Source organism: Tsuneonella suprasediminis, assembly GCF_003605755.1.
Classification (GTDB): Bacteria; Pseudomonadota; Alphaproteobacteria; order Sphingomonadales; family Sphingomonadaceae; genus Tsuneonella; species Tsuneonella suprasediminis.
In genome coordinates, this window is record NZ_RAHJ01000019.1 from 211,484 (window position 1) to 224,800 (window position 13,317).

Consider the following 13,317-nt stretch of genomic DNA (forward strand, 5'->3'; position numbering starts at 1 on the left):
CCGGCATATTCGGCCGTCGTTAGGCGCGGCTCAGGTGCAACCTGTGGGGCCATACGACAGACGGCCGCCGAAGGTTTCCCCTCGACGGCCATCGCTCCTCCCTCCCGGAGAAATTAGCAGCTAGCAGTAAGTACCCAGACGGTGGTGCAAAGCATTGATCTTTGCCAGTTCCTCCCGATCTTCGATGGTGCGGGCATAAGAAGTGAGCGCAGTCCGCAGCAGTCGAAAATCGGCGGTAGAGAACAGCGCGCGCGCGCGTTGCGGTTCGGCGCTGGTGGGACGTTCTTCTGTCATGACGGTCATCCTTTTCTCTCCGGGTTACGCTGCTGCGAACTGGTTCATGGTGTTGTCTTTGCCGCCAGCCTTGAGGGCGGCTTCACCGGCGAAGTATTCCTTGTGGTCGTCTCCGATGTCGGAACCGGCCATATTCTGATGCTTCACACAGGCGATACCCTGGCGAATTTCCTCGCGCTGAACCTGTTTGACGTAACCCAGCATGCCATCGTCACCAAAATAGCGCTTCGCGAGGTTGTCGGTGCTCAGCGCTGCCGTGTGATATGTCGGCAGGGTGATGAGGTGATGGAAGATGCCTGCTTCCCGCGCCGCGTCGGCCTGAAACGTTCGGATACGTTCATCGGCTTCAGTGGCCAGATCGCTGCCGTCGTAATCCACGCTCATCAGCTTGGCGCGATCATAATCCGACACATCCTTGCCTTCGGCTTCCCATGCATCGAACACCTGCTGACGGAAATTGAGTGTCCAGTTAAAGCTGGGCGAGTTATTGTACACCAGCTTGGCGTTCGGGATGACTTCGCGGATGCGGCTGACCATTCCGCCGATCTGGCCGATGTGTGGCTTTTCTGTTTCGATCCACAGCAAGTCCGCGCCGTTCTGCAGCGCTGTGATGCAGTCGAGAACGCAGCGGTCTTCGCCTGTTCCCGAGCGGAACTGATAAAGGTTGCTGGGCAGACGCTTGGGGCGCAGCAGCTTGCCATTGCGCGTAATCAGGACATCGCCATTGCCAATCTGCTCTGCCGCGACTTCGTCACAGTCGAGGAAGCTGTTGTACTGGTCGCCCAGATCGCCTGCTTCGGTGCTATACGCGATTTGCTTGGTCAATCCTGCGCCAAGCGAGTCGGTGCGAGCAACGATGATCCCATCTTCCACGCCCAGTTCGAGGAAGGCATAACGAATGGCGCGGATTTTCTGAAGGAAATCTTCGTGTGGAACGGTGACTTTCCCATCCTGATGGCCGCACTGCTTTTCATCCGACACCTGATTTTCGATCTGCAGCGCGCAGGCACCGGCTTCGATCATTTTCTTGGCGAGCAGATAAGTCGCTTCGGCGTTGCCGAACCCGGCATCGATATCGGCAATGATCGGAACGACATGGGTTTCATGGCTTTCGATCGCATGTTCGATCCGCTTGGCTTCGACAGCGTCGCCGCGTTCACGCGCTGCGTCGAGTTCACGGAACAGGCCGCCCAGTTCGCGGGCATCTGCCTGACGAAGAAAGGTGTACAGTTCTTCGATCAGTGCAGGAACCGACGTTTTTTCGTGCATCGACTGGTCGGGCAGGGGGCCGAAATCGCTACGCAGAGCGGCGACCATCCAGCCCGAAAGATACAGGTATCTGCGTTTGGTCGAACCGAAATGCTTTTTGATGGCGATCATCTTCTGTTGACCGATGAACCCGTGCCAGCAGCCAAGCGACTGGGTGTATTGCGCCGGATCGGTATCGTATGCGGCCATATCCTCACGCATGATCTTCGCGGTGTAGCGTGCGATATCCAGCCCGGTGGGGAAGCGGTTCTGCAAGCGCATACGTGCGGCGCTCTCAGCGTCGATTGCGTTCCACGGGGCACCTTGGGCGCCAATGGTCTGGCCTAGCTGGTTGATCTCGGTCTGATAGGTCATGGATTTTCTCCAGAGAGGAATTGTGTGGTCGGCACCCGGTATCGCCTTGGAATCGGGAGTTTGATAGGAAAAGTTACAAACTATCTTGTCTGTATGCGCTGAATTCGCCAATGATGCGTGTAAATATGTAAGGATATTTACAATGGAAAGCGCTGCATTGTTCGCCGGCCCCGCTTTGCGTCGCCTGCGTAAGCGGGAGGGGCTGACGCAGGCCGCGATGGCGGCGCGTCTGTCCATATCACCCAGCTACCTCAACCTGATAGAACGAAATCAGCGCCCGCTGTCGGGCAGGGTGGTCATCAAGATAGTCGATGAATTCGACTTCGATCCGCGCGCATTGCGAGAGGATGAAGCGATTGGCGGTCTGGACGGGTTGGCCCGGCGAATGGCTGATGAACGGTTCGCGGATCTGGGAATCGACCGTGACGAACTGGCGGAATTTCTCGGAGCCGCACCACAAGCTGCGGCCGCGTTTGCCCGCCTGTACGATTCCGCGACGCCTCAGGACCGCAAGGACGATCCGATTGTCGCAGCCCGTCGCGAGATTGAACGTTGGCGCAACCACTTCGCTGCCCTCGATACCGCGGCGGAAGCGCTGGCCGACGATTTGCGCCTTTCGCGCGGCGACACCTATGCCGCACTGGCCGAACGTCTGCGTGATCGCCATCAACTCGCCATCCGTATCCTGCCGCGCGAAGTGATGCCCGACAGCTTGCGGAGGCTCGACCTGCACGCCCGCCAGTTGCAGATCAACGAGATGCTCGACCCGGCAAGCCGGACATTTCAGCTGGCCTATCAGATCGCAACGCTTGAGTATCGCGAGGATGTGACCACTCTCGCCGCTGGCGCGTCCTTCACGGACGACACCGCGCGAACGCTGTATGAACGGCACATCTATGGCTATGTCGCCGCTGCGCTGATCATGCCTTATGGTCGGTTCTTACGGGCATGCGAGGCAACCGGTTACGATTTCGCGGTGTTGATGCGGCGGTTTGGCGTCGGCTTCGAACAGCTCGCCCATCGCTTGACTACGTTGCAGCGCGTGGGGCAGCGGGGGTTGCCGTTCTTCATGGCGCGGATCGACCGGGCCGGGCAGTTTTCCAAACGGTTTGCCGGGGCGAGCGGGGCGAGCATGCTGGAAGCAGAGGATAGCTGCCCGCTGTGGAATGTTCATCTGGCGTTCGAACGTCCGGGAACGTTGTGTGTTCAGCCAGTCATGCTCGACGGGGCGGGGGCGGCACCGGCTCATTGGCTTACGATGGCGCGCACAGTGGACGGGCGTGGGGCAGCCGGTGCAGCCAGGTTTGCCATTGTTCTGGGTGTCGAGGTGCGCTTGGCAATCGATCTCGCGATGGCGCGGCAGGTGTCTTTGCGACCGGAAGATGCACAGCCGATCGGCGCTGGCTGTGCCCGGTGCCACATCGCGCAATGCGCTCAGCGATCATTGCCCCCTAACGGCGCGCAACTGCGTTTCTCTCCGTTAACGCGCGGTAGCATCCCGTTCGAATTTGGCGGCTAGATGTGTGGATGCGCCGTGCGTGTCCGCCCCATCCGCCGGACCGGGAACCCCAACGCCGTGCCGCACGTTTTGTGGGCCATTGAAAGGGGATTTTCCATGACAGAAGAACGCATTACGGAAACCGAAGGCCCGGCGGGGGAAACGCATACAACTCATACTATCATCACTGATCGTGAGGAGCCGCGGAGGTCGGGTGGCGGTGCCGGGTGGATGATCCTGATGGTTCTTGTGATTGTTGCGGTGGCAGGCTTTTTCCTGTTCTCCAACATGAGCGATTCTGAAGTTGCTAAAAACAATGCTGTGGCTGAGGCGGCCAATCAGGTTGGCGATGCGGCGCAGAACGTTGGTGACGCGGTCAAAGATGCGACCGATCCAGCCAAGTAAATCGAAAGAGCCATTGCAGCGGGCCTGCATTAACCAATCGCTGTAAAATTTACCGACATTTCACCTCTCGGCCTTAGTCAGACGCATGGAATTCCATTCTGACCGGGCCGAGAGATGATCCGACTGTTCAAACACTATATCCCGCATGCGGTCATGCTGTTGGGCCTGTTCGATCTGGCTTTGCTGGTGGTCAGCGGCGAATTGGCTTGGTTAATCCGATCAAGCCAGATCGATATGGACCCCGGCCATATCGTCGATCGAGCCGGAATGCTGGCACTCTTCGCTGGCGTCGTCTGGCTCGCTATGATCGCGGTCGGGACATACGGTTCCGACGCGCTGCGTTCGATGCGCTATGCTTGCGCTCGATTGTTGGTTGCGGTGAGCCTTGGCATCATCGTCCTGTCGGTCATCGACTTTGCACTACCTGGACATACATTTTGGCGTTCAACGCTGTTTTACGCGATGTTTATCGCCATCGGCATGTTGGTGTTAAACCGCCTGCTGGTGGGTAGCGTGATCGGCGCCCATGCTTTCCGCCGGAGAGTATTGGTTCTGGGAGCAGGGAAGCGCGCCAAGCGTTTGCGCGATCTGGCGGAAGATCCAGGCAGTGGATTTGCCATCGTCAGCTTTGTCGCAATGAATGAAGGCACTCAGGTGCTGGACGAGGCGATTCCACGTGCAGCTATTCACGATCTCGGAAAGTTCGTTGAAAATATCGGTGCGAGCGAAGTTGTTCTGGCCTTGGAAGAGCGACGCAACTCTCTTCCTTTAAAGGATCTCCTACGGATGAAAACTATGGGGGTTCATATCAATGAATTCTCCAGTTTCATGGAGCGTGAGACGGGTCGTGTCGATCTCGATACTCTCAATCCAAGCTGGCTGATTTTCTCTGACGGGTTTTCTTCAGGCCGCATGTTGTCGAGCGCCGCGAAGCGGATGTTCGATGTGCTGGCTAGCGGAATGCTGCTGATACTGACTTTACCAATTATCCTCATTTTTGCGCTTCTCGTAAAACTTGACAGCAAGGGGCCAGCGTTTTTTCGCCAGACCCGTGTGGGTTTGTATGGCCAGAAAATTGAACTCGTCAAACTACGATCGATGCGTATCGATGCGGAAAAAGATGGGGCCAAATGGGCGGAGAAAGACGATCCTCGAATAACCCGTTTAGGCAGGTTCATCCGTAAAGTTCGCATCGACGAACTGCCTCAGGTGTGGACGGTGTTAAAAGGAGAGATGAGCTTCGTCGGCCCGCGGCCTGAAGTGCCGCAATTCGTCGCCGATCTTGATGACAAACTCCCATATTACGCTGAACGGCATATGGTGAAACCCGGCATAACCGGCTGGGCGCAGATCAACTATCCATATGGCGCATCGGTTGAGGACGCGCGCGCCAAACTGGAATACGATCTTTATTATGCGAAAAACTATACGCCTTTTCTCGATCTGCTGATCTTGCTTCAGACTGTTCGTGTGGTCCTGTGGCCGGAGGGAGCGCGCTGAGATGATTAGCGATTCAATCTGGGCCTTGGTCGGATTTTTTCTAAATTTGCTCGCTGCAGTCGTGTGCGTTGTCGTTTCTGTGTGGCTGGCGCGACGACCCACCGACACCAGCCGACAGGAACGGCCCGCAATGATATTGGCGTTGCTGACGACAAGCGCCTGGTGTGTCATCGCGGCTGCGTTCGGTGGGCAAAGCCAGCTTTCCGGGTGGTTTGAGACCGTTCGTAATCTCGCGTGGATATTCCTGCTTTATCGGCTGTTCGCCAACGATGGTCGCGATCACAGTCTCACTCCGATCAGGCCATTGGTAGTTGTGCTGGCGGCGGTGGAGTGCATGCAGACTTTGCTGCTGATCGTCGACCTTCGCCTGCAAAGCGATTCACACGTTGGTGCGATTTTGTTGTCCGCGTCGTCGCTCCTCCACCTGTTGGTTGCTGTCGGCGCTCTGGTTCTGACGCATAACTTATATGCAGGTGCCTCTGCGGCCTACCGTCAGATATTGCGATGGAGCGCCGGAGGGCTGGCAATCCTCTGGGCCTTTCAGCTCAATCTTTATGTCGCTACATATCTGACCGGCGCTGTCTCCCCGGAGTTGATCGCTGTACAGGGCCTTTTCATCGGGGTGTCTGCGGGACTATTTGCCTTGGGAAGCAACGCCCGCGCAGCACAGTTACAACTGGCACCTTCGCGAACGGTAGCCTTTCAATCGCTGTCTCTCCTTATCATAGGCGGATATCTGCTCACGATGCTCGTTGCGGCGCAATCGCTGGAACTGCTGGGTGAAGGTTTTGCGCGACTGACGCAGGTCGGATTCGTTTTTGCGGCAATTGCCGTGGCAGTTCTCTGGCTTCCTTCGAGACGCTTGCGAGGCTGGCTACGGGTGAAAGTCCTGAAGCATTTGTTTCAGCATCGGTATGACTATCGCGCGGAGTGGCTGCGCTTTGCTGATACGATCGGTCAGGGAGGTGCGCGAGCATTGCCTGAACGCGCATCTCAGGCGCTCGCAGATATTACGGACAGCGACGGGGCTGTGCTGTTTCTTCCTGACACGAATGGTGACTATCAATTCGCCGGGCATTGGAATTGGCCGACGTACAGGCATCACTTATCGAAATTCGATGATCGATTTATTGCATCCGTAGAGCGGAGTGGCTTTATCCTCGAACTGGACGAGACCCGGTCAGGCGCGGCCATTGAGCCTGAAATCTCGTTCGTTCCCGACTGGTTCCTGAATGAAGAGCGCGCATGGGTTCTGGTGCCACTGATGCATTTCGAACGACTTGTCGGTCTCGCTTTACTGGCTCGTCCGCCAATTGCGCGCAAGCTCGATTGGGAGGATTTCGATCTGCTCAAAGTCGTCGGTGGGCAGCTTGCCAGTTACATTGCTGAGCAGGTCGGACAAGAAGCGTTGGCAGAAGTGGAGCGCTTCGATGATTTCAATCGTCGCATTGCGTTCGTGATGCACGACATCAAAAACCTGGCCAGCCAGCTATCATTACTGGCACGTAATGCAGAAAAGCATGCGGATAATCCTGAGTTTCGGGCCGATATGCTGGTGACATTGACGAGTAGTTCCAGCAAGTTAAATGCCCTTCTGGCCCGCCTTGGCCGCTATGGATCTGTGGGAACGGCAAAAAAAGAACAAGTGGATGTTATGCAGCTAACACGCGCATTAGCGCGACAGTTCGGCGACATTCATCCTGTTCAACTCGCTCAGGTGCAGGATTGTTGTATTCTGGCTAATCATGAAGCGCTGGAGCAGGCAATGGTGCATCTCATCCAGAATGCCATTGATGCCAGTCCGAAAAACGCGCCAGTGATAGCCAGCGTTTTGTCAGATGGATTGAAGGGGCAGGTCGAGATAATCGATTCAGGATCGGGGATGAGCGCGCAGTTTATCCGCAATGGTCTCTTCAAGCCATTTGTGTCGTCAAAAGAAGGCGGATTCGGCATTGGGGCCTACGAAGCACGTGAGTTGGTGCGGGCGATGGGCGGTCTGCTCGAAGTTGAATCGCGCGAAGGGCTAGGCACGCGCTTCGTAATAACGTTTCCTCTTTCCATAATGACAGCTTTGAGTCCAGCCGATGCTTATAGCGGGCGGGAGGTCGCGTGATGGGTCGCCCAAAACCCCCTCTATTGGTCGTCGAAGACGATCAAGGGCTGCAGGCGCAACTCAAATGGGCGTACGAAGATTTTGATGTGATTGCGGCGAGTGACCGAGATAGTGCACTGGCTGCTCTCCGTTCAGCGGAACCTGCAGTTGTCACGCTTGATCTGGGCTTGCCACCGGATCCCGATGGAACCACTGAGGGTTTCGCCATTCTGGACGCCATTATGGCGCTAAAGCCAGATACAAAGGTGATCGTCGCTAGCGGTCATGGAGCCCGCGAGAGCGCATTGCAGGCAATCGAACGTGGCGCATACGATTTCTACCATAAACCGGTCGATATCGACTCACTTGGACTGGTCGTGCGCCGAGCGTTCAACCTACACAGGATTGAAGCGGAAAACCGTCGCCTCGCTTCCCGGGTGAGCGAGAACGCGACAGTGCTCGGCAATATCATAACTGCCGCACCTGAAATGACTAAGGTTGCCCGCATGATCGAGCGGGTCGGCAATACTGGTGTTTCGGTAATGCTGCTGGGAGCGAGCGGAACAGGTAAGGAGCTGTTGGCGCGCGGATTGCATGATTCCAGCGGCCGCAAGGGCCGCGCATTCGTGGCAATCAACTGCGCTGCAATTCCTGAGACCTTGCTCGAAGCGGAGCTGTTCGGTCATGAAAAAGGTGCCTTTACCGGCGCGGTCAAGACCACCGAAGGCAAGATCGAACAGGCCCAGGGTGGCACCCTCTTTCTGGATGAGGTGGGGGATATTCCGCTGCCTCTACAGGTCAAGCTGCTGCGTTTCCTGCAAGAGCGAACGATTGAACGCATTGGGGGGCGCAAGGCGATTGCCGTCGATACGCGTATCGTTTGCGCCACCCATCAGGATCTCGAAAAGATGATTGCCGCGGGTACTTTTCGTGAAGACCTGTTCTATCGCCTCGCTGAAATTGTCGTAAAAATACCGCCGCTAGCCGAACGGACAGGTGATGCGGTCTTGCTCGCCAAGCATTTCCTGATGCGGTTTGCACGCGAAATGAACCCTACGATCAAGGGCTTTGCTCCTGATGCATTGGAGGCGATTGATACCTGGAACTGGCCCGGAAACGTGCGTGAGCTGGAAAATCGCGTGAAACGCGCAATCATTATGGCTGACGATAAGCTCATCAGCGCGGAGGATATGGACCTAAATCAGGCGGATGACGATATGGCAGAGGCACTGAACCTCAAGAGTGCGCGGGAACGTTCCGACCGCGCGATGATCCGCCATGCGCTGGCTCGCAGTGAAGGGAATATATCGACAAGCGCGAAGCTATTGGGGATCAGCAGGCCAACTTTGTACGATCTCCTGAAGCAGTATGATCTGCAACCATAACAACGCGTCAGGCGTTGTCCTGAGCATTGCCCTGACACTCGCTGGGTGCACTGCAAATCCGCCAGAGCCGGATTTGCGTGAAAAGGCCCTGATCGCGCTGAAAGATGGGGATGGAGTGGCGGCCGAAACCGCTCTGCGCGAAGCTCTTAATGAAGGCGCGCCCAAATCTTTGCTGGCCCCATATTTCGGGGAGGCGGAGATTTTGCAGGGCAATTTGCCCGAAGCTCATCAGTGGCTGGATAGCGAAGACTTTGCGCCGGAATCGCGAACCCACGGGCTTCATATGCTGGGCCGACTTGCGATGATGGAGGGCAACCTCAATCTGGCGAACCGCGCATTTTCTCAGGCGGTGGACGGCCATCCGCAAGACGCAGCACTGTGGGTTGATTTTGGGCGATTACGCTATCAAGCCGGGCAGCAAACAGGTGCTATCGCAGCGTCGGAAGAGGCGCTCCGGGTCGGGCCGAATGATCCCGCAGCATTGCTTTTCCGAGCACAACTCGTGCGGGATGCCCACGGGATGGCCGCTGCACTCCCGTTGTTGGAGCGGGGACTGAAGGCCGCCCCTGAGGATAGTCAATTATTGTCCGAATATGCGGCCACTCTGGGGGAACTTGGTCGGGCGCGGGAAATGATCGCAGTGCTTCATCGACTTGCTTTAACTGACCCCACCAACCCGCATATGTTTTATCTTCAGGCTGTGCTTGCAGCGAGAGCAGAAAACTATGAACTGGCTAGAACTCTGCTTCAACGCAGCGGCGATCTGGATCGTCAGATGTCGGCAGCGATCCTTTTGCTTGGCATTATCGACCTTGAGAACGGCAATTATGCAAGCGCTGCACAAGGCTTCGACCGATTATTGCGGATGCAACCCAACAATCAGCGGGTACAATTTCTGCTGGCGCGGTCACTGAAGCTTGGAGGGCGCGATCGCGAGCTGGTCGCCCGCTTCGCAGATCACGCGGATGCACCGTATATGGCGATGGTCGTCGGGCGGGCATACGAGGCATTGGGCCAGCGCGAAAAAGCCGCGGTATTTCTTGATCGCGCAAACCGCCCATATGCCATGATCGTTCGGATATTGCCGACCGATCGCGATATCTTTGCCGACGACCTGACGTCTGTTACTGATGGCCCATCAACCGTCTCTCGGGTTCGGGCGATGCTGGCTGCGGGGCAGGTGGATGGCGCTCGGTCGCAAGCAAACGCGTTTCTCCAACTGTTTCCGCAATCATCCGATGCAATGGCACTGGCGGGCGATGTAGCACTGGCTGCGGGAGATTATTCACAAGCCACCAGCTTTTACGATAAGGCTGCGACAGTCCGCCAACCTTGGCCACTGACACAACGTATGGCCTACGCCTTCATCGGGCAGGGGCGCGAGGCGGACGCTGCTAAATTGATTGCAGATCATCTTCGGGGCGAGCCAAACAACGCCGAAGCGGCGGCGCTGCTGGGGCGATGGTATTATCTTGGCGGGGATAAAATCCATTCGCAGTCGTTGATTAGGCATGCCTTTCAACAAGGTTTGGCGAGCGATTCGCAATTACGTGAATTGCGGGCGAAGCTCGCGAAACAACCGTAAGCTATCGACAAGTACGGGGTGGCTGGGCAGAGGGCTTTGCTATGATCCGGCGGCTTTTCTCTCATATCGATCTGATGGTGCGCCTGCTGGTGCTTGCCATCGTGTTGGCGAGTGTTCTGCCTGCGACTGGGCGCGGGTATGTGATCGCGCAAGGTGTGTCGAATGCTGCGATCTTCCTGCTTTTCCTGCTCAACGGTCTGCGTTTGCCACGAACCGAAGTGTTGCGAGGCATATCGCACTGGCAATTTCTCTTGCCACTGACACTCTGGTGCTTCGGCGCGATGGCGGTGGCAGGAAAAGGATTCGCCAGTCTGGCTGACAGCACTCTCCCATCGACAGTCGCATTGGGATTGCTCTATCTCGGGGCGCTCCCCTCTACCGTTCAGTCTGCCACAGCATATTCGTCGCTCGCTGGCGGAAATGTTGCGAATTCGGTGATCGCCGCGGCACTGCTCAATATCCTGGGGGTGTTCGTCACTGTTCCGATTATCTCCTTGCTCGGAGGAGGAGAGGGCATTTCGCTCGGCGCGGACGGGTTGTTGAAAGTCATGCTGATTCTGGTTCTGCCTTTTATCATTGGGCAGCTTTTTCAGGCCCGAGCGAAAGGCTGGATTGTCGAACATCGCGAAATCGTGACCTGGATGGACCGGCTTTCCATTGCGGTGGCAGTTTATGTCGCGTTTTCTGGCGCGGTATCGCAAGGGCTGTGGGGTAAAGTCAGCGTTGGCGATTGGGCGGTCCTGCTTGCGCTGGTGACTGGCTTTCTGCTCTTCGGTTTTGGCGGGTCATGGCTTTGTGGGCGAATGTTGGGGCTGAGCAGGCCGGACCGGATCGCCTTTCTGTTCGCAGGTGCCCACAAAAGCGTGGCGATGGGAGCGCCGCTGGCAGCGGTGTTATTTCCGCCTGCCATTGCAGGAATGGTTCTGCTGCCGTTGCTGGCGTACCATCTTCTGCAACTTGTGGTGTCCGCGCCGCTGGCTAATCTCCTGTCGCATGATCCGAATGTCGGTTAAAACGGATCGACCACCACAATGACAGGCCGATCAGGATCGCTCCGATCAAACCCGTTACCGCTTCCGGGATATGGAAACGGGCTGACGCCAACATAATGACGCCCAGTGCCAGAATGGCCCAGAACGCTCCGTGTTCGAGATACCGGTATTCGGCCAGAGTTCCTTTCTGAACCAGCATAATCGTCATCGAGCGGACGAACATTGCGCCAATCGACAGGCCCAACGCGATGATCACCATATTGTTGGATAGAGCAAACGCGCCAATCACTCCATCGAAGCTGAACGAACTGTCGAGCACCTGCAGATAGAGAAAACCCCCAAGACCGGATGCAACGGTCACACCCCGTAAGCGGGCAGCCTCCTCGCGCATTTCCAGCCAGGTGCTTATCCCTTCCACCACGACAAATGCGATGGTGCCGAAAATGCCCGCAGTCAGGAAAGTCAGAGCGTCACTGTCGGGTAGCAGCAACGAAATGCCAAACATCGTAAGCAGGAGCAGCGCGATTTCGACCGCAGGAATATGGGAAAACCGGGAAAGCCACTCTTCTACCTGTCGAATCCAGTGGATGTCCTTGTCCTTGTCGAAAAAGAACTTTGAGCCAACCAGGCACAGGAATGCGCCGCCAAAACCCGCTATGCCGACATGGGCGCTGGAAACGATCCGTTCGTATTCGGCAGGTTGCCCCAGCGATAGTTTGATCGCATCGACAGGGCCGAGGCCTGCTGCAATAGCGACAATTGCCAGCGGAAACGCCACACGCATACCGAAGACGGCGATCGCCATGCCCCACGTGAGGAAACGTCTCTGCCAGATTTCGTCCATGTCTTCGAGGACGGTCGCATTGACCACTGCGTTATCGAAGCTCAGCGAGACCTCGAGGACGGAGAGAACTGCGATGATCCATAGGATCTGAGCGACGCCAGCCACGCTGCCCGTACTTTCCCACCCATACCATATACCGATTGCCATGCAGACAAAGGTGAAGACTGCAGAGCCCTTGAAATAGCGCATCATTGAATCAGTCGTCCAAAGGTCATTATGATTTGGGCTGGTAGGTCTGATCTTCGCCGGGAAAAGTCCTGTCGCGAACTTCTGCAGCGTATTGAGCTACGGCATCGGTGATCACCTCGGCCATGTTTTCATAGCGTTTGACGAAGCGTGGTACGCGGTCGAACAGGCCGAGCATATCTTCGGTAACCAGTACCTGACCATCACATTGGTCCGATCCACCGATTCCGATGGTAGGAATTTCAAGGGACTGGCTAAGGGCGATGGCAATTGGTTCGATCACGCCTTCGACGACCACACCAAATGCACCTGCATTCTGCACAGCCTGCCCATCGGCCAAGATCTTTGCATGTTCTTCCTGACTGCGGCCACGGGCGCCATAGCCACCCAGAGCGTTGACCGCCTGAGGAGTCAGGCCGACATGGCCCATAACCGGGATGCCGCGCTGACACAGGAATGAGATCGTTTCGGCCATTGCTTCGCCGCCTTCCAGCTTGACTGCGGCACAGCCGGTTTCTGCCATGATCCTACTGGCGTTTTCGAAAGCTTGTTGCGGAGATGCTTCGTACGATCCGAACGGCATATCGACGATCACGACCGAATGATATGATCCACGTACTACGGCGGCGCCATGGGCGATCATCATGTCGAGGGTTACCTGCAGGGTTGATGGCAGGCCATAAATCACTTGCCCAAGAGAATCCCCGACTAATAAAATGTCGCAATGTTCATCCAGCAACTGCGCCATGCGCGCGGTGTAAGCGGTCAACATGACAAGGGGTTCTTTGGTTTTGCCGTCAGCCTTACGTGCCTGAATTTTGGGCACAGTCAGGCGCCGCATCGGTTGCGGTGTGGGGTTGGCGCGACTGGTCGCGGTGTCGAGCTGGAAGGTAGTGGACATACGAAAGGTTCC

11 protein-coding genes are annotated in these 13,317 nt (G+C 56.6%); 7 read left to right on the forward strand and 4 right to left on the reverse strand.

Translation table 11 applies throughout. The features are described from left to right. Positions 1-120: 120 nt before the first annotated feature. Positions 121-294, reverse strand: a complete 174-nt coding sequence (locus D6858_RS15860; RefSeq protein ID WP_165859689.1) for a hypothetical protein — start codon at positions 292-294, stop codon at positions 121-123. A gap of 24 nt (positions 295-318) precedes the next feature. After that, positions 319-1,917 carry an isocitrate lyase gene (locus D6858_RS10900; protein ID WP_120110090.1) on the reverse strand — a complete coding sequence of 533 codons (1,599 nt, stop codon included), beginning with the start codon at positions 1,915-1,917 and terminating at the stop codon, positions 319-321. A 142-nt stretch (positions 1,918-2,059) separates the two neighbouring features. Between D6858_RS10900 and D6858_RS10905 the strand changes: the two genes are divergently transcribed. The 7 genes from D6858_RS10905 (at position 2,060) to D6858_RS10935 (ending at position 11,395) form a co-directional block, all read left to right on the forward strand. Continuing rightward, on the forward strand, positions 2,060-3,436 hold the full coding sequence (locus D6858_RS10905; protein ID WP_120110092.1) for a helix-turn-helix domain-containing protein: 1,377 nt from the start codon (positions 2,060-2,062) through the stop codon (positions 3,434-3,436). Positions 3,437-3,532: 96 nt separating this feature from the next. Continuing rightward, on the forward strand, positions 3,533-3,820 hold the full coding sequence (locus tag D6858_RS10910) for a hypothetical protein (RefSeq protein ID WP_120110094.1): 288 nt from the start codon (positions 3,533-3,535) through the stop codon (positions 3,818-3,820). Positions 3,821-3,934: 114 nt separating this feature from the next. Continuing rightward, positions 3,935-5,320: a TIGR03013 family XrtA/PEP-CTERM system glycosyltransferase gene (locus D6858_RS10915; protein ID WP_120110097.1), complete on the forward strand. Its 1,386-nt coding sequence runs from the start codon at positions 3,935-3,937 to the stop codon at positions 5,318-5,320. Between the two features lies 1 nt (position 5,321). Continuing rightward, positions 5,322-7,433, forward strand: a complete 2,112-nt coding sequence (gene prsK / locus D6858_RS10920; protein ID WP_120110099.1) for an XrtA/PEP-CTERM system histidine kinase PrsK — start codon at positions 5,322-5,324, stop codon at positions 7,431-7,433. Then, the gene (gene prsR, locus D6858_RS10925) at positions 7,433-8,797 is read left to right on the forward strand and encodes a PEP-CTERM-box response regulator transcription factor (protein WP_120110102.1); all 1,365 of its coding nucleotides are present in this window, start codon (positions 7,433-7,435) and stop codon (positions 8,795-8,797) included. Before prsK ends, prsR begins: the two co-directional genes overlap by 1 nt. A 73-nt stretch (positions 8,798-8,870) precedes the next feature. Continuing rightward, a complete protein-coding gene (locus D6858_RS10930; RefSeq protein ID WP_165859690.1) occupies positions 8,871-10,382 on the forward strand; it encodes a tetratricopeptide repeat protein in 1,512 nt (503 codons plus the stop codon). 41 nt (positions 10,383-10,423) lie between these two features. Then, positions 10,424-11,395 (forward strand): bile acid:sodium symporter, encoded by a 972-nt coding sequence (locus D6858_RS10935; protein ID WP_120110107.1) that lies wholly within the window; start codon positions 10,424-10,426, stop codon positions 11,393-11,395. Here the strand turns inward: D6858_RS10935 and D6858_RS10940 are convergent. Next, positions 11,361-12,410, reverse strand: coding sequence for a DUF475 domain-containing protein (locus D6858_RS10940; protein WP_120110110.1), 1,050 nt, complete (start codon positions 12,408-12,410; stop codon positions 11,361-11,363). The two genes, D6858_RS10935 and D6858_RS10940, sit on opposite strands and share 35 nt — an antisense overlap. Before the next feature lie 22 nt (positions 12,411-12,432). After that, positions 12,433-13,305, reverse strand: a complete 873-nt coding sequence (gene panB / locus D6858_RS10945; protein ID WP_120110113.1) for a 3-methyl-2-oxobutanoate hydroxymethyltransferase — start codon at positions 13,303-13,305, stop codon at positions 12,433-12,435. Positions 13,306-13,317: the final 12 nt, after the last annotated feature.

Excerpts from the sequence above, each read along its gene's own strand:
- D6858_RS10910 (WP_120110094.1), top strand. The coding sequence starts at position 3,533 with ATGACAGAAGAACGCATTACGGAAACCGAAGGCCCGGCGGGGGAAACG.
- D6858_RS10905 (WP_120110092.1), top strand. The coding sequence starts at position 2,060 with ATGGAAAGCGCTGCATTGTTCGCCGGCCCCGCTTTGCGTCGCCTGCGT.
- D6858_RS10935 (WP_120110107.1), top strand. The coding sequence starts at position 10,424 with ATGATCCGGCGGCTTTTCTCTCATATCGATCTGATGGTGCGCCTGCTG.
- prsK (WP_120110099.1), top strand. The coding sequence starts at position 5,322 with ATGATTAGCGATTCAATCTGGGCCTTGGTCGGATTTTTTCTAAATTTG.
- D6858_RS10940 (WP_120110110.1), bottom strand. The coding sequence starts at position 12,410 with ATGATGCGCTATTTCAAGGGCTCTGCAGTCTTCACCTTTGTCTGCATG.
- D6858_RS15860 (WP_165859689.1), bottom strand. The coding sequence starts at position 294 with ATGACAGAAGAACGTCCCACCAGCGCCGAACCGCAACGCGCGCGCGCG.
- prsR (WP_120110102.1), top strand. The coding sequence starts at position 7,433 with ATGGGTCGCCCAAAACCCCCTCTATTGGTCGTCGAAGACGATCAAGGG.
- panB (WP_120110113.1), bottom strand. The coding sequence starts at position 13,305 with ATGTCCACTACCTTCCAGCTCGACACCGCGACCAGTCGCGCCAACCCC.
- D6858_RS10915 (WP_120110097.1), top strand. The coding sequence starts at position 3,935 with ATGATCCGACTGTTCAAACACTATATCCCGCATGCGGTCATGCTGTTG.
- D6858_RS10900 (WP_120110090.1), bottom strand. The coding sequence starts at position 1,917 with ATGACCTATCAGACCGAGATCAACCAGCTAGGCCAGACCATTGGCGCC.